Below are 19,077 nucleotides of genomic sequence, written 5' to 3' on the forward strand. Positions count from 1 at the left end.
GGGGTGATGAATAGTTATGAATTTTTACCTTTCCAACCCTTACAACCTTTACAACCTTTTATTAACTAAGGTGCGCCCTCAGCATCCAGGCCATTTTTTCGTGGTCTTCCATAAGTCCGGTAATGTAATCGCTGGTGCCAGAGTCGTGATATTTTGAAGCAAAAGGTTCAATATTACCCCTTATAAACTCAATAATGCTTTGATGATCTTCCAGCAACTCTTTGATAAAAGACAGGCTGTCGTTTTTATCCTGCGTTTTTTCGGTAAGGTGGGTCAGCTGCAAAAAGCTCTTTAAAGTTGCCGGTGCGAAATGGCCTATAGTGCGGATGCGTTCGGCAACGCCGTCCATAATGTCGTCCAGTTGTTCGTACTGGCTTTCAAAAAACAAGTGCATTGCATGGAAATCCTTTCCCTCTATATTCCAGTGCGCGTTTCGGGTTTTGGTGTATAAGGTAAATTCGTCGGCAAGTAATTTCGACAGTTCAAAAGCCACAGCTTTCCTGTTTTCTTCGGTTATTCCTATAAGAGTTGACATGGTATATGTTTATATACAAAATTCATAATTTGTATATAATACTAACCATCGAAATCGTATTTTGATTTTGAGATGATGAATTAGTCAGAAAGTCGGAAAGTCCGGAAGTCCGGAAGACGCTGCGATTAGTTTTTTAGTCGGAAAGTCCGGCCGCGTGCCGCCTTAGCTTTAGCGGTGGCGCAAAGACGCCGCAGCAAGTTTTATTAATGGACATTACGAGAATTTACCTAAATAAGTCTTTCGGACTTTACCGACCCTGCCTGTCGGCAGGCAGGTTTCCGGACTTTTGGACTCTCCTTAAATCTTCTCCACCACCACAGCGGTACCGTAGGCCAAAACTTCGGTTACGCCCTGAATCACTTCATTTGCATCATACCGCATATTGATTACGGCGTTGGCGCCATGCTGCTGTGCATGTTGCATCATTAGATCGTAAGCTTCTTCGCGGGCTGTTTCGCAAAGCTCGGTATAAATGCTATTACGTCCGCCAAAAACAGTTTGAAGGCCGCCAACAAAGCTGCCGCCGATGCCTCTTGAGCGAACGGTTATTCCTCTTATGATCCCCAAATGCTGGGTGATCTTGTATCCTTCCAAATGAGTGCTTGTTGTTACTAACATGATTAATTAGTGAATTAGTGAGTTATTGATTTAGTGAATTATTAAATGGGTAATTCTGCGTTTAAATATAGGATTTTAATGTGTACTTAATTGTTACAGGGATAATTGCAATTAAATTTTCCTCCTCACTCCCGGCGCTATAAATTTCCCTTCTTAAACTCGTCAATCGCATGGGCGGCTGCTCTTGCGGTTAACGCCATAAAAGTTAGCGACGGATTCTGCACGCCGGTTGAAGTCATGCATGCGCCATCGGTTACAAACACATTGGGGCAGTTATGGAACTGGTTCCATTGGTTCAATAACGATGTTTTTGGATCTTTGCCCATTCTTACACCGCCGACTTCATGGATATCAAGTCCGGGATTCCAGTGATTATCGCCAGGGCTGATGTTTTTACAGCCAGCTTTTTCAAGCATCTCTACGCCTTGTTTTAAAAAGTCGTCTTTTAGTTTTTCGTCGTTCTCGTCGTAATCAACAGACACGGTAAGAAGTGGCACGCCCCAGTCATCCTTTTGGTCTTTACTTAAAAAAACGTGGTTGGTTTCCTTCGGGATGGTCTCTCCCTGCATCATCATATATATATCCCAACCTCCGGGTTCTGATACGGCATCCTTATACGCAGCCCCTATTTGTGGACCGTCGGTCTCGTGTCCCCAGCCAGCGCGCGTCGCGGTATAAAAAACCATATAACCACGTTTAAAATCAGTTTCCTGTTGGTGCACATTGCGAAAATTAGGCATCATTACCGCAGTGGGTCTTCTTCCGTAATAGTATTTATCTTCAGGGCCATCAAAGGTGGCATTAATATAGCCCCTGTAATTCTGAAAGGCGATAAACTTGCCCAGCAGGCCGTTATCATTACCAAGCCCGTTTGGAAAGCGTGCCGATTTTGAATTGAGGAGGATCAAATTGGTATTTAATGCCGCAGCATTAACAAAAATGATCCGGGCATAATACTCAGTCACTTGTTTTGTTTCTGCATCAATCACTTTAACGCCGGTTGCTTTTCCTTTTTTATCGTCATAAATAATTGAATGGACAACTGAATTGGGTATGATGGTTAGGTTACCCGTTTTATTTGCGGTTGGCAGTGTAGAGGAGTTGGAACTGAAATACCCCCCGAACGGACAGCCGCGCTGGCATAAATTACGAGCCTGACACTGGCCCCTGCCCTGCTCTAAATGGATCTCTTTTGGTTGGGTAAGATGTGCGCAGCGGCCAATAATCACATTACGGTCTTTATAATTGGTCATGATGCGTTCTTTGATGGTTTTTTCAACTGCATTCATTTCCCATGGTGGTAAAAACTCACCGTCGGGCAGTGTTTCAAGGCCATCGTGGTTGCCGGATATACCCGCAAAAGTCTCAACGTGGCTGTACCACGGCGCCAGGTCGTCATAACGGATGGGCCAGTCAACTGCGTAGTTGTCGCGTGCCGGTCCTTCAAAATCATACTTGCTCCAGCGCTGGGTTTGCCTTGCCCAAAGCAGCGATTTACCACCCACCTGGTACCCGCGGATCCAGTCGAACGGTTTTTCCTGGATGTAAGGATGTTGTTTGTCCTTTACAAAGAAATGGTGGGTGCTTTCGTCGAAAGCATAGCATTTGCTCACTACAGGATTTTCCTCTTCAATTTTTAAAGTATTGTAGCCATGGTGTTCAAACTCCCAGGGGTTTTTGGTGGCGGTTGGATAATCTTTTAAATGCACTACATTTTTCCCGCGTTCCAATACAAGGGTTTTCAGACCGCCTTCACAAAGTTCTTTAGCAGCCCATCCGCCACTGATACCCGAGCCGATGACAATTGCATCGTAGGTATGATTGGCATTGACTTTATAATTGAAATCGACTGATGACATAATTTAGAAAGTTTAATAATTGGATAGCTAATATAGGAAAATTGTTTTAAGTTGATTAAGTTGGACTGGGTTGGTTAAGTTGTTTTATTCGGGTTGGTATCACCGGGACCCCAGAATATCGGTAAACTGTATTGACTAAAGATCCCAAAGACGATCATACCAAGCGATAGCCGCATAACGCTATTAATGGCGCATTACTTTGGTGTACCTGGCCCGGCATCAGTATCCAAATTCAAAGCTGCTCGAATAGCAATTCTGCCAGCCAAAACACTTTTCACCTATCAGAATTCTTTTGTTTTGCCAACCTAAATGTGTTTAGCCCGTCAGAAAAGTTCAATCTAAATATTAGGTAAGTGACTTTATATCAATCAAATATACAAAACACCAACAAAAAGAGCGATTTTTTCAACCTGAAATATCCTGAAAATACATTTGCGGGGGGGCATGGTCCGCATACTGGGTTGATATCAATCCCGAAAAAATATTCTTATAAAAAAATACGAAATTTACGACCCTTTATCAACAAAAGCACACCCGTTCCTATTTTCTATCAAGCATAAAACCCAGCATAACAACATCGGTTGTATCTGTTGAAACGGTTATCTTGCCGGGATAACCTGCCGGGACAGTTTTTGTCCCGTCTTTAGGAAAAAAGGAATAGTAATCCTGCTTAGACAATGCATCGTACTCCTCGGTATATACATAATTCGCGGGCAGCGAGGCGTTCAGATTTTTTAAAAAATTATTAAAACCAACCCCGCTCAAATTAAATTGTATGCCTAATGTAACATACTGTTTTGCACAGGTTAATGTTGCTGTGTTTTTTTCCTTAAATTTAAAACTCGTAGTGTAAACAGTGTCAATAATACTGCGCATGCCGCTATCGTTTTGCAAACTCTTGAAATAATGCCGGCTTGATGCTACAATTTCCTTAAGCGCATTGTCGAAAACAACATTTTTTAACCCTCGTTTTACAGGGGTTTGTTTTAAATTTTCCTGGTCCTGTGCTTTTGCGGCAATTACAAAAAGCAACAGTCCGGCTAACAGAATAAGTGATCTTCGCATGGTTTAATTTTTTATTTGATTAGTCGGGGGATGTGTAAAGTTCGTAAATAAAAATTATTTTCGGAAGGAAAATAATTTTGTCTTTTATAAATTTGTGCATGCTGCAAATAAGCGAATTATACATCTACCCCATTAAATCACTACCTGGTATTAAGGTTAACAGCGTACTTGTTACGCCAACTGGTTTTGAATACGACAGGCGTTGGATGCTCGTGGATGAAAACAACCTCTTCATTTCTCAGCGGGAGGCTCCGCAAATGACCCAATTACTTGTGTCCCTGGAAACTAACGGTTTGAAGGTTACCAATAAAATAAACGGAGAGTTTTTAATACTGCCTTTCACTGCTTCTCCTTCGAAGGGCCGTAAGGCCCGAACGCACGTTGTTGTTTGGGACGATACCTGCTACGCCGAATTTGTAAGTGATGAGGCAGATATTTGGTTCAGCAGCATGCTTGGCTTTAAATGCAGACTGGTTTACATGCCGGATGATGCCAGGCGGATGGTCGATCAAACCTATGCTCCCGGCGATGTGATTACGTCTTTTTCGGATGGCTATCCTTTTCTCCTAATCGGCCAGGCTTCTTTAGATGACCTTAACAGCCGCCTTGCTGTGCCATTGCCGATGGACAGGTTCAGGCCCAATATCGTTTTTGCCACGGGCGAGCCTTATGAAGAGGACCTGCTTGGAAATTTCACCATAGGAAGTATAAGTTTCAAAGGGGTAAAACTGTGTGCCCGTTGCCCGATACCCACTATCAATCAACAGGACGGTACGCGCGGAAAGGAACCACTGAAAACACTGGCATCCTATCGGCAAAAAAACAATAAAGTTTTGTTCGGTCAAAACCTTATACATTATGGTGAAGGCGCTATAAAAGTTGGTGATAAGCTGAAGGTATTAAGTTATAACAACGATGAAAGATTTATAGTAAATATTCCTGCGGAAAAGATTTGATAAATATTTGGTATAATTGTTCTTTAAGTTGATTAAGTGAGTGGTTGATTGAATTAAAAGCGCGTTTGAGCTAACTTAATCAATTCAATCTAACTTAATGAACTCAATACCAATCAAAATATGCTCTCAAAAAAAACAAAGTATGCGATTAAGGCCCTGGTGATATTGGGGAAGAATGCTGATAAACCACCGATGCAAATTCAAAAAATTGCTGAAGAGGAACGCATACCGAAAAAATTTCTCGAACAGATCTTATTGGATCTCCGCAATGCTGGGTACCTGTACAGTAAAAAAGGGGCCGGCGGCGGATACAGTTTGAATAAAGACCCTAAAGAAATATTCCTGGTTCATATATTGCGTATTACCGGCGGGCCGATAGCAATGGTGCCTTGCGCCAGCCTGAACTTTTTCCATAAATGTGAAGAGTGCCAGCAGGAAACTACCTGTGGCATTCGCGATGTGTTTATAAAAGTGAGAGATGAAACTTTAAAAATATTATCAGAAACCAGTATTGCTGATATTATTGAAAAAGAAGAAAGCCTGACACTTAATTTGTAAACCTGGGCCCCGGTTCTATGACCGGGCAATACTTTATTACCGATCATATCTCCTATCGACACCCGGTAAAATAGCCCTGCATTTGTTTACTTTGGTGTTTTACCAGAAACTATAAACAGATTTAGCAGTCGTTAAAATGTGCTTTTAAGTGTAATTAAAAGGTAAAAAACAGTTTTTTTTAATAAATTACTACCAATTCCGTATACTATGTAGATATTTGCGATTAAGTATATGAAAAGAACAGGGAATTATATCAAATCTGCCATGATGTGTTGCTGCCACAATAGCATCAGGTAAGGGCTTTATATTAAACAATAAAAAGAAATGTAAGCCTCTTTAGCCACAGCCGAAGGGGCTTTTTTATAACACAAAACTAAACAACGCTTATGCAAAGCTTCAGAACAGAACTGGAGAACCCGATAGTTGAACAGGACATTATCGACCTTGAAAAAAAGATCAGGGCTTTCCGCGAAGGAAAGATCCATGATGAAAAATTCAGGAGTCTGCGCCTGGCCAGGGGGGTTTACGGACAACGCCAGCCAGGTGTACAAATGGTGCGTATCAAACTTCCATTTGGTAAGGTAACCTTTAAGCAATTAATAAAAATTGCAGATATTGCCGACGAATATGGAAGCGGCAACCTGCACTTAACTACCCGCCAGGATATCCAGATCCATTATGTAAGCCTTGACCGGACCCCGCAATTATGGGCTGAATTGGAACAGGATGATATTACATTACGTGAAGCCTGCGGCAATACCGTAAGAAATGTTACCTCATCGCCCACTTCGGGCATCGATCCAAAAGAACCATTTGATGTATCGCCTTATGCACAGGCAACATTTGAATATTTTTTGCGGAACCCGATTTGCCAGGAAATGGGCAGGAAGTTCAAAATCTCCTTTTCCTCAGCTGAGGATGATACCGCGTTTTCTTATATCCATGATATCGGTGTTATCCCAAAGATCAACGACAAAGGCGAACGAGGTTTTAAAGTAGGTTTGGCTGGTGGTCTGGGCGCTCAGCCGTTTATGGCCAGTATTGTTGAAGAATTTTTGCCTGAAGAACAGCTGATCCCTTACATTGAGGCTATTATTCGTGTATTTGACCGCCATGGTGAACGGAACAACCGTAACAAAGCCCGATTGAAATACCTGGTTCAAAAAATTGGTTTAGCGGAAGTTTTGCAGTTGGCTGAAAATGAAAGGAAAGCGCTTAAGGTAAAAACATATCCAATCAACAGGGATACGGTGCCTGCCCCTGCCCTTCCGGCTGAAATACCATATCCTGAAGTTATTATAAACAACCCCTTACGTTATGAGCAGTGGCTTATCACCAATGTTTTTGAGCAGAAGCAAACCGGTTTTTACGGTGTTTATGTAAAAGTACCTGTCGGCGATATCCCAACAGCAACAGCCCGCAAACTGGTTGACGCAATAAAACCTTATGTTGCTGATGAGATCAGGATCACACAAACACAAGGTTTGTTGCTTAAATACGTTAAGAAGGAAGCCTTGCCTGCTTTATATAATGGTTTAACTGAATTGGATCTGTCAGCTCCTGGTTTTGACAGCCCTGCGGATGTAACCACCTGCCCTGGTACAGATACCTGTAACCTGGGGATTTCCAACAGCATGACACTTTCCCGTGTGCTGGAAGATTTGATCTATAATGAATACGAAGAATTTATATATAACCGCGAAATTAAAATAAAGATCAGCGGGTGCATGAACTCATGCGGGCAGCATGGTTTGGCGCATATCGGCTTCCACGGTAGCTCCTTAAAGTCGGGTACAAGGGTATTACCATCGGTGCAGGTATTGCTTGGCGGAGGAACAGTTGGCGATGGCGTTGGCCGCGCTGCTGAAAAAGTAATAAAAGTTCCGGCAAAACGTGCAACACATGTATTAAGGGCTGTTTTGAACGACTATAAAAACAATTCATTAGCGGAAGAAACCTTCCATAATTACTATGATCGCCTGGGTAAAGATTACTTTTATCAGTTATTAAAACCCCTTGCTGATTTGACCACCCTTACGGATGACGAATTTATTGACTGGGGCCACCAGGAAACATTTGCTACCGCGATAGGCGTTGGCGAATGTGCCGGCGTGGTAATTGACCTGGTTGCGACTTTGCTTTACGAATCGGACGAAAAATTTGGCTGGGCAAATGAAGCCTTTGCAGGCGGAAGATGGTCAGATGCTATTTATCATTCTTATAATACCTTCATCAGTTCGGCAAAAGCTTTGTTGCTGGATAAAAGCATCAACAGCAGTACCCAATCTGGTATCATCCGCGAATTTGATAATCACTACGTAAGCACTGGTGAAATAATTTTACCAACCAGCTTTAACGACCTGGTATTACAGATCAATAAAAACGATCCATCTGAAAATTTCGCTGCAGCATATATTAAAGAAGCAGCTGAATTTTTAGAAACCGTTAAAGCAAAGAGAGAGGAATTGGTGCAATCATGATCGTAACGACTGAAAAAAATATTAAAGAACCACGTATAACCCTTTTAGGTGCCGGCCCGGGCGACCCGGACCTGATTACCTTAAAAGGGGTAAAAGCATTAAAAACGGCTGATGTTGTTTTATATGATGCACTGGTTAACGAAGAACTGCTGGAATTTGCCACTGAAAGCGCAGTGAAAGTTTATGTGGGCAAACGTTCCGGCGACCATACCCATTCGCAGGATTCGATCAATAAACTGATGGTCGATTACGCCCTTAATTACGGCCACGTAGTTCGTTTAAAAGGCGGCGACCCCTTTGTTTTTGGCCGTGGATTTGAAGAATTGGACTTTGCCGCTTCCTACAGCATTCCGACAGTAGTAATTCCGGGGATCTCCAGTTCTATTGGTGTGCCGGGAATGCAAAATATCCCGGTAACGCACCGCGGGTTGAGCGAAAGTTTTTGGGTGATAACTGGCACTACGTCCAGCGGCAAAATTTCCAATGATGTTTATGAAGCTGCCCGTACAAAGGCTACCATCGTTGTACTGATGGGTGTCCATAAACTGGCTGAAATTACCGAAATATTTAAAAAAGAAGGTAAAAATAAATTGCCGGTGGCCGTTATTCAAAGCGGTACTACCAATAATGAAAAAGTAGCAGTGGGTATTGTGGATACGATTGTTGAAATTGTGGAAGAAAATAAGATCACCTCGCCGGCGCTTATCGTTTTTGGCGAAGTGGTTTCATTACATCCGAAATTTCAACCCATTAAGGAATTTTATGACATCATTGCCGAAGAATAATCAATCAAAAACAGGCAAAACAGGCCAGCCGCAAGGCAACCAGTTATTCCCTGTTTTTTTAAAGCTTAACCAATTGCATACGGTGCTTATTGGTGCAGGTAATATCGGCCTCGAAAAGCTGGCCGCTATACTGCAAAACAGCCCGGAAGCAAAAGTTACGGTGATAGCTTTAACGATTATTCCTGAAGTATACGCATTGGCAGTTGAATTTGAAGCTGTGAGTATTGTACAAAAGTCATTTACGGATACCGACCTTGATGAGGCAGACATCGTGGTAGCAGCCACCAATAATCCTGAATTGAATGATTTTATCAGGCAATCGGCGCGCAGCCGCAGGTTGTTGGTAAATATTGCAGATAAACCCGACTTGTGCGATTTTTATTTAGGGTCGATAGTTCAAAAAGGCGATCTGAAGATTGCCATATCTACCAACGGCAAATCACCTACCATAGCCAAAAGGCTGAAAGAGGTATTAAAGGAAGCTTTGCCGGATGAACTGGACACCACGTTGCAGCAAATGAGCAGGTTAAGAGATACGCTGGGTGGTGATTTTGCGGGAAAAGTAAAAACACTTAACGAGATCACATCGGTATTGGTAAGTGATCGGGTAACAAAAGATGATAATAACAGTGATTGATCCGTTAAAAGAATGATCACACCTTTTTAATAAGATATTAGTTTTTAAAGATGATTGATATAGCAGAAGAACTGAAACAACAAACTGAAGGGTTAGGGCCAGTTGAAACTTTGGCTTACCTTGCGGATGCATTCCAGGGTAAAATCATATTTTCCACCAGCTTTGGTTGGGAAGACCAGGTTGTTACCCATATGATATTTGACAATAACCTGCCTATAAAAGTTTTTACCCTCGAAACCGGCAGGCTGTTCCCTGAAACATATTATGTTTGGAACCGTACCATGGAAATTTTTGGACATCCCATACACGCCTACTACCCCAGGCAGGATCTGCTCGAACAAATGGTTACCAAAAAAGGCCCGAATAGCTTCTATGAATCCGTAGAAAACCGCAAGGAATGCTGCAATATCAGGAAGGTGGAGCCGTTAAAGCGCGCGCTTTCAGGTAATGATATCTGGATCACCGGGATCCGCGCCGAGCAATCACCTGTACGGGGTTCATTGGAAGATATTGAATGGGACGACCAGAACAAGCTGGTAAAGTTCCATCCTATTTACCATTGGTCAATTGACGAAGTAAAAGACTATATAAGATTATATAATATCCCTTATAACACATTGCACGATAGAGGTTTCCCAAGCATCGGCTGTGCCCCATGTACCCGCGCTGTACAACCCGGCGAAGATTTCCGTGCCGGAAGATGGTGGTGGGAAGACCAGTCAAAAAAAGAATGCGGCTTGCATGATACGTCGGCCGTTGCGCATGAGGAAGTGTTTAGAGCATAGCATTTGTCCGAATGAAAGACTTACGAAGTTTAAGAAACTTCGTAAGTCTCACTTGCTTTTTTTCTTTCTTACTTTACCGACTTTTCGGACTTTTCGGACTCCACAATCAACCTTTGTCTTATCGCTTCATAAACAATAATCCCCGTCGCAACCGAAACATTCAGCGATTCAATTTCGCCATACATGGGTATTTTGGCCAAATGGTCTGATAGTCGAATGATCTCATTTCTTACACCGTCTTCTTCTGATCCCATGATGATCGCAGTGGGTGCCGTATAATCAGGTGTATAAATATCCTCTTTCGTTTTTTCGGTACAGCAAACCAATTGCAAGCCTGATTCCTGCAAAAATTTTACTGTTTGTACCAGGTTATCATGCCGACAAACCGGGATCTTATACAATGCACCGGCGGAGGTTTTAATGGCATCCGGGTTGATCTGTGCCGAGCCTTTGGATGGGATAACGATAGCGTGTACTCCCGCGCATTCGGCCGTGCGGGCGATGGCTCCCATATTGCGCACATCTGTAATGGAATCTAAAACCAGGATCAAAGGCACCTGGCCGTTTTCAAATATTTGAGGAATGATGTTTTCGATTTTCTCATAAACTATCGGCGAAATAAAAGCCACCGCGCCCTGGTGGTTTTTCTGCGTAAGCCGGTTAAGCTTCTCAACGGGCACCTGCTGAGCGGTGATGCCGTATTGGTGCAATAGCTCCTTCAATTCATGGATCAATTCGCCCCCGGCCCCTCTTTGCAGGTATAAGGCCTCAATTTCTTTCCCCGACCGGATGGCTTCAATAACCGCACGGATCCCAAATACTAGCTGATTATTTTCGCGAACCGGCCTGGAATTGTAATTCATTTTACTATCTTTTAAAAAGCCAAAAGTAGCCATATTAATTGGTTTAGCACTTATTGAACCGGAGCAAAGATTCGGTCTGCGTCAATTAATTAACATTTGCAAACTTTATCCACATATAGGTAAATAGCTGGTTTATAATTGTTAAATTTGGATATTAACATCTTACCAACATCTGATGTTAATAAAGTATTTTTCTCAACAATTTTTGTTGATTTCGGATAGTCAAACTTTGGGGTTATCCACCGTGAAAAAACCGCATTAAAATCAAGCTTAAAAACAATAAATTGAACCGTTCTTTTTTTGTATATTTTTGTTGCGATGATTATTGAAAACGAAAACCAATATAATAAGCCTAACGCCACCGACCGTAAAAGCAGGATCACTAACCCCACACCTTACAGTGGTTTGGGCAAACTTCCTCCCCAGGCAATTGACCTTGAAGAGGCCGTTTTAGGTGCTTTAATGCTCGAGAAAGATGCTCTTTCTTCCGTAATTGATATTTTAAAACCTGATGTATTTTATAAAGATAACCATCAGAAGATTTTCCAGGCTATCCGGACGTTGTTCGAGAAATCATCCCCTGTAGATATCCTTACCGTTACCTCACAATTACGCTCACAGGGCGAGTTGGAGATGATCGGCGGTGCCTATTATATTACCGAACTAACCAACCGCGTGGCATCGGCTGCCAATATCGAGTTTCACTCGCGCATCATTATCCAGAAGTTCATCCAGCGTGAACTGATCAGGATCTCGACAGAGGTGATCCAGAGCGCTTATGAAGACACTACGGATGTGCTTGACTTGTTGGATAAGGCCGAAAAAAACCTCTTCGAGATCGCCCAGAATAACCTGAGGCGCGATTCGCGTAAGATGGACGACCTGATGCACGAAGCATTAAAAGAAATAGAAGCGCTGAAAGATAAAAAAGACGGTTTAACAGGTGTGGCCTCCGGCTTTACCGACCTTGACCGCATGACCTCCGGCTGGCAAAAATCCGACCTGGTAATTATCGCGGCCCGCCCGGCGATGGGTAAAACAGCCTTCGTTTTAAGCTGCGCCCGTAACGCTGCGGTTGATTTTAATAAACCTGTAGTGGTGTTCTCTCTCGAAATGTCCTCTGTTCAGTTGGTTAACCGTTTAATTTCCGGTGAAACCATGATAGAACAGGAAAAGATCCGTAAAGGTAACCTGGAAGAATGGGAATGGGCGCAGATCCACTCCAAGATCGGCAGGCTGGAACAGGCACCTCTAATCATTGACGACACCCCCGCGCTGAATATTTTTGAATTCAGGGCAAAATGCCGCCGCTTAAAATCGCAGCATGATATCCAGCTAATCGTAATTGACTACCTGCAGCTGATGCATGGCAAAGGTGCCGACGGTAAAGGCGGTGGTAACCGCGAGCAGGAAATTGGCAGTATCTCACGGGCGTTAAAATCCGTGGCGAAAGAGTTAAATGTTCCGGTAATTGCCCTCTCGCAGTTAAGCCGTGCGGTTGAAAGCCGCCCCGGTGGCTCCAAGAGGCCGATGCTATCAGACTTGCGTGAATCCGGTTCTATCGAGCAGGATGCGGATATGGTATTGTTTCTTTACCGTCCTGAATATTATGGCCTGGAGGTTGATGAGGACAATATGCCTACCGCTGGTGTAGGTGAAGTGATCATTGCCAAACACCGTAACGGCGAAACTGGCCGCGTACGCCTGAAATTTGTGGGTAAATACGTTAAATTTACTGACCTTGATACAGGTATGGACGGGTCGTTTACGCCAACAAATGCGTTCTCCGGCCTCGCCCCTTCGCAGGATTTTGAGAAACCGAACAACTTTATTATCCGCCCTTCGCGGATGGATGATATAGACGACGAGCAGCCGTTTTAAGCGTTCTTGGCGCTAAAGGGGGATGCTTTTGAAAAGGGTTTAATATCGAATATTGAATAACCAATGTTGAATGATGAAGTAAAGTTTGGCGTTCGGCATTCAAGATTCATTATTCGATATAAAAAATTTTTACCGAGGAAACTGCTTCAGCTGAATAAGAATTTACTTAAAAGAGATTGCTCGTAGCTATTATCCTTTATACTATATTTTTTCATTTGTTTTTCCTCTTAATAAACAATCTGCCAATCAGTACGTTGGCATTAAAACAAATCAGACCTCATGATCTTCTTAAGCCTTCATACCCGCGACAAAGCGGTAATTGAACCCATTGCCATTAAACTTTCTGCGGTTTATGGAAACGAAAAAGTATTTTATGATGGCTGGACTGGGCAGCCTTGCGAAGGATTAACCGGAAAAAACGTACAGGTATTAGCAAAATGCGAATACTTCTTTTTTTTCGTATCAAAAAACAGCCTGGATAGCGATCTGGTCAAACTGGAATGGCAAAATGCAATTTACAAAGCAACCGGTAATCACGCCCAACTCATCCCGGTAAAGCTGGACGACTGTTTTATGCCCCCTATCCTGTTGCAGACTTTATATATCGACCTATTTGGTACGGGCGCGGATTATGCCTTAAGGCAAATGATCGATGTGATCAATAAGAAAAACACGTTGCAATTGGTTGAAAAGACCTACGAGAATGTGCGCGGGTATAAAATCATGTCGAAATCGGTAAACAATGAGTTATTCCTGGAAGTTAGGGCCGAAACTTATGTGGAGCCGATTTCGAAATATATTGTGTTATTGAACCATGATGAGCACGAAATTGAAGGAAAATGTATTAATAATGTATTGATTCAGCAGGTGTTTGTGAAGGATGTTGAGGTAGGCGAAAATTATAAAAGCAACGGCATCTTTTTCGACCTGGTGAGGCCCATAGCCCCCGGTTTCCCTATAAAATTCCTGATAAAAAGTAAAAACGGGCACCCGATCCGGTTCAACGGGATCATGCGTGAGATTAGCGAAAATAAGATCAGGCATATCCCGATTACGGATGAATAGGAATATATTCATACAGCAATTGAATTTCTCTTTTCCAGGCGTCAGTAAAGCTAAACCAGAGGGGCATTCAGCGCATTATAAGGCGTGCTTAGATTTTCGACAAACAGGAAATGATCGCCGTAAACGGGCGGCAATATCCCCTTGTCAAAATTAAACGACGGTGGCAGCGGGCGAACAAGCATGCTGAATAGGTTTATGGGCTAAGATAAGGTTTTTGGGTGATTTGGACGTTTTTTTGCGTGATGTTAACCCAATATGGGAATAATGTTTAAGCAATGCCATCAATTAGACACTGTCAAGATATTTTGAATGTCACCAGGAAAATAATTAGGTTTGAAAAACATCAAGCCAACGCTAATGACATACAGCTACAGCCTTAAATGGCTAACCGACAAATTTGATCAGGGTGAGACGCTTAAGTTTTTGTTTTTTTGGGGGCACTCAAAATCTTCCAAAGAGTTAGTTGGAAAATTTTGCTTCAGTCAATGGTTTGAATTGCCATTTATAGTGGATAATATAAGTTATAAAACGGCCGAACATTGGATGATGGGTAATAAAGCCCTTCTCTTTGACGATCTTAAAACTCATCAAAAGATCATCAATGCCAAGAGTCCAGGTGAGGCAAAAGAATTAGGAAGACAAGTGTTAGGGTTTGACGAGCAAATCTGGCTTGAAAACAGGCTTGAGATCGTTGTAAATGGAAACATCCATAAGTTTAATCAACATCCTCAATTTGCGAATTTTTTGATAAATACGAACGGCAGGATTTTAGTTGAAGCAAGTCCCGTTGACAAAATATGGGGCATCGGACTATCGAAAGATGCTGAACAAATTGAGAACCCATATTTTTGGAATGGCCAAAATTTGTTGGGTTTCGCATTAATGGAGGTGAGAGATTTCTTTATTGAGTTTGGTAACTTTAATTATCATCAAAGCCAGGTGAGCCTGCCATGGAAAATATATCCTCAAATTGACCCTCATGATCTATTTTGGCGCATGGGAAATGGCGAAGATATCATATCTAAATTTTCGGTTTTTTACAGTTCCCTTAGCGATAGTGATAAGAATATCTTTCGCCTAACTAATCCAACACCTTATAATTGGCGCAATTTTTACGGTATATAAGTTCATGTATTTTAAACAAAAAACCCAGCCAAACTGACCGGGTTTAAATCGTTGTGCGGAAGAAGGGACTCGCCCCCACGCCTCGCGGGACCAGCTACTGAAAGAAATCTAGTTTTGAGGTTTTAATTTAGTCCTGTTCAAATATTCCTTTAATTGTTCAAAAGTCATTCCTTGTATATCGCTTGATATTTTTGTTTTTATTTCTCTGAATGTTTTAACGGTATCAAAGTCTTTTGTTATTTTATCTTTCGTTTTCATTTCCTACAATGTCTTTTGGTGATCGTATTTCAAGAGTCGAATATCCCAAACGTAAATTTACGGAATTGTATCCTCTTATCCGATATACATTTACAATATGTTTAAAATTCCAGCTAACCAACAAATCAACTTTACTTAACGTGGCCACCGCGATATGGATGCAATCATCCAAGCTCGTTGGGCCAACAACTTTATCGTCAATATATTTCTGTGCTAACCTTAACGCTTCCGGAGTAACCATAATGAGCTGTTTATGATTTTTATTTAAGTTTATAAAAAACTCCTGCACTCTAATCGGCGCGCTCGCTAATTCACTTTCAGTTAAATCTGAATACACACAAATTATTTGTCCAAGTTTAACCATCTCGAAGAGCAACGTGGATTCTTCTTCAAATTCAGTGTCAAACATTCCACCAAAAACAGAGGTGTCAAAATAAAAGCGTTGTATCATGATTAATGAATTTTGCCCGATATTTAATATTGCTGATAAACTTTGCTGAACTGAAATTAACAAAAAAACCCGGCCAATTTGACCAGGTTTAAAAAATTGTGCGGAAGAAGGGACTCGAACCCCCACGCCTCGCGGCGCCAGATCCTAAGTCTGGTGCGGCTACCAATTACGCCACTTCCGCGTTTTTGATTTTTAAGAGGCTGCAAAGATAGTTTTTTTTATGATTTTGTTTCTATGATTTCACCGATATTTTTTAAAATTGATTTCACCGATTGATAATGAACATTATATACGTACGATCCCGGCTAACAATTCCTCAAAATAAGCCCCTGCATGTAACAACCTGCTCCCGTACCATGAGAACATTTCGCCATCAACCAGCCTGATGATGGCTTTTGGGACTATCGCTTTTAGTTCCGCCATGTGTTTTTCATTAAATGGGTAAGGTTCGGAGGATAGCAGGATCACATCGGGATTTGCCTCAATTAGCCTTTCCCTGTTAATTTCAGGGTACCGGTGCTGTTCAAAAACATTGATGAGGCCGCATCTGCGCAGCATATCATCAATAAAAGTGTTTTTTCCGGCAACCATATAAGGTTTTCGCCAGATAAAATAGGCGGTTTTAAGATTTGATTGTTGAATTGTTATACGGTTGAACTGTTGGGTGATTTGATTTGAAAGCATTTTAGCTTCTGTTCCCTTTCCGGTGAGCGCTCCTACCCTTTCAATCATATCAAGCGCGTCAGCAAGGTTATAAATATCGCTGATCCAAACCGGGCAAAAGTTGATGAGTTCTTCAATCTGGCTGCGTTCGTTTTCTTCTTTATTCGCGATGATGAGGTCGGGCTTCAGCGATTTTATCTTTTCGATATTGAGCTGCTTGGTGCCTCCGACTTTTTCAATGCTTTTTACCTTATCAGCCGGGTAGATACAAAACTTCGTGATGCCCACAATTTCTTCATCCAATCCCAAATAAAACAACAATTCAGTTTGTGAGGGTACGATGGAGATGATCCGTTTGGGAGCGGATGGGAAATCAGCTTGTCGGTTCAATTGATCGATGAAAATAGGCACCTTACTCCCTTCTTTATTTTTTTAAGATTTTAACACCGTGTCATTTCGACGAGCCTGTCTGCCGGTAGGCAGGGAACGAGGAGAAATCTATACACTTGTCATTCCTGCCTGCACAGTTTGGATGCAGAGCACATAAGGTTTCTCCCTATGGTCGAAATGATAAGATATTTTACACAATCTTACTGGTTATAAATTTGGTAAATACCGCTTACACTCCTCGCAGATTCCGATCCCACAAGTACTGCCGTAATCTTCTTGTTAATCATTAACTGCTCGGCGTTATGAATAAACTCATTTTCGTCAACAAATACAGGAGTTTTGGTCATAATTTCGCCTATCGTAAGGCAACTAGTATCCGGGTGCCGGATCAGCGCACGGCGCAAGTCGCCGTCTGTAACAATGCCACTTACATGGCCCGCATTGCCAACAATTACCATCCCCAGCCTGCCTTCCGACATGCGGAGCAAAAGTTCTGTAAACGTAGCCACTTCACTAATGAAAGGCAGGTGATCCGTGCGCATCAGGTCTTTTACCTTCACCAACAGTTTACGGCCCAGGCTGCCACCGGGATGAAAGCGGGCAAAATCTTCATGCTGAAATCCACGTGATTCCATTAATGCCACCGCCAGCGCATCGCCCATAACAAGTGCTGCAGTGGTAGATGATGTGGGCGCCAGGGCCAGCGGGCAGGCTTCCTGCTGAATAGCAATATTCAAATGGTAATGGCTGTTTTTGGCCACGGTTGAATTTGGGTTGCCGGTGATACCGATGATCACATTTTTATTCCACTGTAAAAAGGGGATCAGTTTAAGCACCTCATCTGTTTCACCCGAGTAAGAGATCAGAATGACCATATCATGTGGGCCAACCATCCCCAGGTCGCCATGAAAAGCTTCGCCGGGATGAAGGAAAAAGCTGGGTGTGCCAGTACTTGCAAAAGTGGCCGCTATCTTTTTACTGATGAGGCCAGATTTACCTATACCAATGACGATCACCTTACCGTCGGTATTTAAGATTGCGTCGACAACTTTGGTAAACTGTTCGTCGATCGCATCAGCTACCAACCGCAGTGAATCAATTTCAATATCAAAAACCCTTTTAGCAATTTCTTTCATAATTGTCTGAATCAGAATTTTCAGAATTTAATAATTAACAGAATATTTGTGAGGCAGTGCTTCAATAATAAAACATAATAGTCAGATTTGATGAATTCTGAAAATTCAAAAATTCCGAAAATTCTGATTCAGACCAACGGTTCGATCACTTTTTCCAGCTCATGCAACCGCACCATATTCGGGCCGTCACTTAAAGCATGGTCAGGATCCGGGTGTGTTTCCATAAAGTAACCGCCAGCGCCAAAAGCTTTTGCGGCCAGGGCCATCATCGGCACAAAAGTACGGTCGCCGCCGGTTTTGCCCCCTGCTCCGCCCGGCCGTTGTACCGAATGCGTGCAATCCATGCAAATGGGGTGCCCAAACGCTTTCATATCATAAATATTCCTGAAATCAACCGCAAGGTTATTATAGCCGTACATATTGCCGCGTTCTGTTAAGATCACCTGTTCATTACCAGCTTCAAGTACCTTTTGCGCAGGGTAAAACATATCCTGGCCCGACAGGAACTGTGCTTTTTTAATGTTCACAATTTTACCTGTTTTTGCCGCAGCAACCAGCAGATCGGTTTGCCGGCACAAAAACGCAGGGATCTGCAATATATCTACCACCTCGCCAACAAGGGCAGCCTGGTAGCTTTCGTGTATATCAGTGGTCAAAGGCAGTCCGAAACGTTCTTTAACCTTAAGCAGCATTTCCATGCCTTTTTCAAGGCCGGGGCCGCGGTAAGAATGGATAGAAGTACGGTTCGCCTTGTCAAAAGAGGCTTTAAAGATCACCGGCACACTAAACTTATGCCCCAGTTCGGCCACTTTTTCGGCAACGGTATATAGCAGTTCCTGGTTTTCCATTACGCATGGACCCAATATAAAAAACGGCTTCTGCCGCATCTGTTCAAATAGCATAGTATTGAATTAATGGTCAAAGATAATTTAAGTGACACGAATTACACTAATAAAATAAAAGACAT

The 19,077-nt window shown here is 42.5% G+C and carries 20 protein-coding genes and 1 tRNA gene; 9 read left to right on the forward strand and 12 right to left on the reverse strand.

The genetic code is table 11. From position 1 onward, the window contains the following. Window positions 1-61 precede the first annotated feature (61 nt). From QZY09_RS02110 to QZY09_RS02125, 4 genes are all read right to left on the reverse strand, one after another. Complete coding sequence (locus tag QZY09_RS02110; RefSeq protein WP_295667544.1) at window positions 62-535, reverse strand: DNA starvation/stationary phase protection protein; 474 nt, start codon at window positions 533-535, stop codon at window positions 62-64. A gap of 297 nt (window positions 536-832) precedes the next feature. After that, complete coding sequence (locus QZY09_RS02115) at window positions 833-1,153, reverse strand: YbjQ family protein (RefSeq protein WP_295667547.1); 321 nt, start codon at window positions 1,151-1,153, stop codon at window positions 833-835. 137 nt (window positions 1,154-1,290) lie between these two features. Next, window positions 1,291-3,012 (reverse strand): GMC family oxidoreductase, encoded by a 1,722-nt coding sequence (locus tag QZY09_RS02120; protein WP_295667549.1) that lies wholly within the window; start codon window positions 3,010-3,012, stop codon window positions 1,291-1,293. A 540-nt stretch (window positions 3,013-3,552) separates the two neighbouring features. Next, entirely contained in the window at window positions 3,553-4,077 is a 525-nt protein-coding gene (locus tag QZY09_RS02125) for a hypothetical protein (RefSeq protein WP_295667550.1), read from the reverse strand. Between the two features lie 98 nt (window positions 4,078-4,175). Between QZY09_RS02125 and QZY09_RS02130 the strand changes: the two genes are divergently transcribed. The 6 genes from QZY09_RS02130 to QZY09_RS02155 all read left to right on the forward strand — a co-directional run bounded on the left by QZY09_RS02130 (window position 4,176) and on the right by QZY09_RS02155 (window position 10,278). Further along, window positions 4,176-5,033 carry an MOSC N-terminal beta barrel domain-containing protein gene (locus tag QZY09_RS02130; protein ID WP_295667552.1) on the forward strand — a complete coding sequence of 286 codons (858 nt, stop codon included), beginning with the start codon at window positions 4,176-4,178 and terminating at the stop codon, window positions 5,031-5,033. A gap of 120 nt (window positions 5,034-5,153) precedes the next feature. Beyond that, window positions 5,154-5,591, forward strand: a complete 438-nt coding sequence (locus QZY09_RS02135; RefSeq protein WP_096352643.1) for an Rrf2 family transcriptional regulator — start codon at window positions 5,154-5,156, stop codon at window positions 5,589-5,591. Between the two features lie 386 nt (window positions 5,592-5,977). Continuing rightward, on the forward strand, window positions 5,978-8,071 hold the full coding sequence (locus QZY09_RS02140) for a nitrite reductase (RefSeq protein ID WP_295667555.1): 2,094 nt from the start codon (window positions 5,978-5,980) through the stop codon (window positions 8,069-8,071). After that, a complete protein-coding gene (cobA, locus tag QZY09_RS02145; protein WP_295667558.1) occupies window positions 8,068-8,856 on the forward strand; it encodes a uroporphyrinogen-III C-methyltransferase in 789 nt (262 codons plus the stop codon). Before QZY09_RS02140 ends, cobA begins: the two co-directional genes overlap by 4 nt. Continuing rightward, on the forward strand, window positions 8,834-9,493 hold the full coding sequence (locus QZY09_RS02150; protein ID WP_295667559.1) for a bifunctional precorrin-2 dehydrogenase/sirohydrochlorin ferrochelatase: 660 nt from the start codon (window positions 8,834-8,836) through the stop codon (window positions 9,491-9,493). The genes cobA and QZY09_RS02150 overlap by 23 nt, the downstream gene beginning before the upstream one ends. 50 nt (window positions 9,494-9,543) lie before the next feature. Beyond that, window positions 9,544-10,278 carry a phosphoadenylyl-sulfate reductase gene (locus tag QZY09_RS02155; protein ID WP_295667561.1) on the forward strand — a complete coding sequence of 245 codons (735 nt, stop codon included), beginning with the start codon at window positions 9,544-9,546 and terminating at the stop codon, window positions 10,276-10,278. Between the two features lie 68 nt (window positions 10,279-10,346). Here QZY09_RS02155 and rlmB read toward each other — a convergent pair whose 3' ends face one another. Then, window positions 10,347-11,141: a 23S rRNA (guanosine(2251)-2'-O)-methyltransferase RlmB gene (rlmB, locus tag QZY09_RS02160; RefSeq protein WP_295667621.1), complete on the reverse strand. Its 795-nt coding sequence runs from the start codon at window positions 11,139-11,141 to the stop codon at window positions 10,347-10,349. 318 nt (window positions 11,142-11,459) lie between these two features. On the opposite strand from rlmB, the gene dnaB reads away from it, so the two are divergent. Then, the gene (gene dnaB, locus QZY09_RS02165; protein ID WP_295667563.1) at window positions 11,460-13,022 is read left to right on the forward strand and encodes a replicative DNA helicase; all 1,563 of its coding nucleotides are present in this window, start codon (window positions 11,460-11,462) and stop codon (window positions 13,020-13,022) included. 279 nt (window positions 13,023-13,301) lie between these two features. Further along, window positions 13,302-14,087, forward strand: coding sequence for a toll/interleukin-1 receptor domain-containing protein (locus QZY09_RS02170; RefSeq protein WP_295667565.1), 786 nt, complete (start codon window positions 13,302-13,304; stop codon window positions 14,085-14,087). A 50-nt stretch (window positions 14,088-14,137) separates the two neighbouring features. Here the strand turns inward: QZY09_RS02170 and QZY09_RS02175 are convergent, their stop codons facing one another. Further along, the gene (locus QZY09_RS02175) at window positions 14,138-14,269 is read right to left on the reverse strand and encodes a hypothetical protein (protein WP_295667567.1); all 132 of its coding nucleotides are present in this window, start codon (window positions 14,267-14,269) and stop codon (window positions 14,138-14,140) included. A 175-nt stretch (window positions 14,270-14,444) separates the two neighbouring features. On the opposite strand from QZY09_RS02175, the gene QZY09_RS02180 reads away from it, so the two are divergent. Further along, window positions 14,445-15,212 carry an NADAR family protein gene (locus tag QZY09_RS02180; RefSeq protein ID WP_295667569.1) on the forward strand — a complete coding sequence of 256 codons (768 nt, stop codon included), beginning with the start codon at window positions 14,445-14,447 and terminating at the stop codon, window positions 15,210-15,212. Between the two features lie 108 nt (window positions 15,213-15,320). Here QZY09_RS02180 and QZY09_RS02185 read toward each other — a convergent pair whose 3' ends face one another. From QZY09_RS02185 to kdsA, 6 genes are all read right to left on the reverse strand, one after another. Next, complete coding sequence (locus QZY09_RS02185; RefSeq protein WP_295667571.1) at window positions 15,321-15,470, reverse strand: hypothetical protein; 150 nt, start codon at window positions 15,468-15,470, stop codon at window positions 15,321-15,323. After that, window positions 15,454-15,921, reverse strand: coding sequence for a PIN domain-containing protein (locus QZY09_RS02190; RefSeq protein WP_295667573.1), 468 nt, complete (start codon window positions 15,919-15,921; stop codon window positions 15,454-15,456). The genes QZY09_RS02185 and QZY09_RS02190 overlap by 17 nt, the downstream gene beginning before the upstream one ends. 99 nt (window positions 15,922-16,020) lie before the next feature. Further along, window positions 16,021-16,102 (reverse strand) — tRNA-Leu (locus QZY09_RS02195). A gap of 104 nt (window positions 16,103-16,206) precedes the next feature. Continuing rightward, complete coding sequence (locus QZY09_RS02200; protein ID WP_295667575.1) at window positions 16,207-16,974, reverse strand: ABC transporter substrate-binding protein; 768 nt, start codon at window positions 16,972-16,974, stop codon at window positions 16,207-16,209. Between the two features lie 200 nt (window positions 16,975-17,174). Then, window positions 17,175-18,110, reverse strand: coding sequence for a KpsF/GutQ family sugar-phosphate isomerase (locus QZY09_RS02205; protein WP_295667577.1), 936 nt, complete (start codon window positions 18,108-18,110; stop codon window positions 17,175-17,177). 128 nt (window positions 18,111-18,238) lie between these two features. Further along, complete coding sequence (kdsA, locus tag QZY09_RS02210) at window positions 18,239-19,012, reverse strand: 3-deoxy-8-phosphooctulonate synthase (RefSeq protein WP_295667579.1); 774 nt, start codon at window positions 19,010-19,012, stop codon at window positions 18,239-18,241. Between the last annotated feature and the right edge of the window lie 65 nt (window positions 19,013-19,077).

Source organism: uncultured Mucilaginibacter sp., from assembly GCF_903913935.1.
GTDB lineage: Bacteria > Bacteroidota > Bacteroidia > Sphingobacteriales > Sphingobacteriaceae > Mucilaginibacter.

What these genes read in the sequence shown, in the direction of transcription:
- QZY09_RS02110 (WP_295667544.1), bottom strand. Translation starts at nt 535, where the DNA reads ATGTCAACTCTTATAGGAATAACCGAAGAAAACAGGAAAGCTGTGGCT.
- QZY09_RS02115 (WP_295667547.1), bottom strand. Translation starts at nt 1,153, where the DNA reads ATGTTAGTAACAACAAGCACTCATTTGGAAGGATACAAGATCACCCAG.
- QZY09_RS02120 (WP_295667549.1), bottom strand. Translation starts at nt 3,012, where the DNA reads ATGTCATCAGTCGATTTCAATTATAAAGTCAATGCCAATCATACCTAC.
- QZY09_RS02125 (WP_295667550.1), bottom strand. Translation starts at nt 4,077, where the DNA reads ATGCGAAGATCACTTATTCTGTTAGCCGGACTGTTGCTTTTTGTAATT.
- QZY09_RS02130 (WP_295667552.1), top strand. Translation starts at nt 4,176, where the DNA reads ATGCTGCAAATAAGCGAATTATACATCTACCCCATTAAATCACTACCT.
- QZY09_RS02135 (WP_096352643.1), top strand. Translation starts at nt 5,154, where the DNA reads ATGCTCTCAAAAAAAACAAAGTATGCGATTAAGGCCCTGGTGATATTG.
- QZY09_RS02140 (WP_295667555.1), top strand. Translation starts at nt 5,978, where the DNA reads ATGCAAAGCTTCAGAACAGAACTGGAGAACCCGATAGTTGAACAGGAC.
- cobA (WP_295667558.1), top strand. Translation starts at nt 8,068, where the DNA reads ATGATCGTAACGACTGAAAAAAATATTAAAGAACCACGTATAACCCTT.
- QZY09_RS02150 (WP_295667559.1), top strand. Translation starts at nt 8,834, where the DNA reads ATGACATCATTGCCGAAGAATAATCAATCAAAAACAGGCAAAACAGGC.
- QZY09_RS02155 (WP_295667561.1), top strand. Translation starts at nt 9,544, where the DNA reads ATGATTGATATAGCAGAAGAACTGAAACAACAAACTGAAGGGTTAGGG.
- rlmB (WP_295667621.1), bottom strand. Translation starts at nt 11,141, where the DNA reads ATGAATTACAATTCCAGGCCGGTTCGCGAAAATAATCAGCTAGTATTT.
- dnaB (WP_295667563.1), top strand. Translation starts at nt 11,460, where the DNA reads ATGATTATTGAAAACGAAAACCAATATAATAAGCCTAACGCCACCGAC.
- QZY09_RS02170 (WP_295667565.1), top strand. Translation starts at nt 13,302, where the DNA reads ATGATCTTCTTAAGCCTTCATACCCGCGACAAAGCGGTAATTGAACCC.
- QZY09_RS02175 (WP_295667567.1), bottom strand. Translation starts at nt 14,269, where the DNA reads ATGCTTGTTCGCCCGCTGCCACCGTCGTTTAATTTTGACAAGGGGATA.
- QZY09_RS02180 (WP_295667569.1), top strand. Translation starts at nt 14,445, where the DNA reads ATGACATACAGCTACAGCCTTAAATGGCTAACCGACAAATTTGATCAG.
- QZY09_RS02185 (WP_295667571.1), bottom strand. Translation starts at nt 15,470, where the DNA reads ATGAAAACGAAAGATAAAATAACAAAAGACTTTGATACCGTTAAAACA.
- QZY09_RS02190 (WP_295667573.1), bottom strand. Translation starts at nt 15,921, where the DNA reads ATGATACAACGCTTTTATTTTGACACCTCTGTTTTTGGTGGAATGTTT.
- QZY09_RS02205 (WP_295667577.1), bottom strand. Translation starts at nt 18,110, where the DNA reads ATGAAAGAAATTGCTAAAAGGGTTTTTGATATTGAAATTGATTCACTG.
- kdsA (WP_295667579.1), bottom strand. Translation starts at nt 19,012, where the DNA reads ATGCTATTTGAACAGATGCGGCAGAAGCCGTTTTTTATATTGGGTCCA.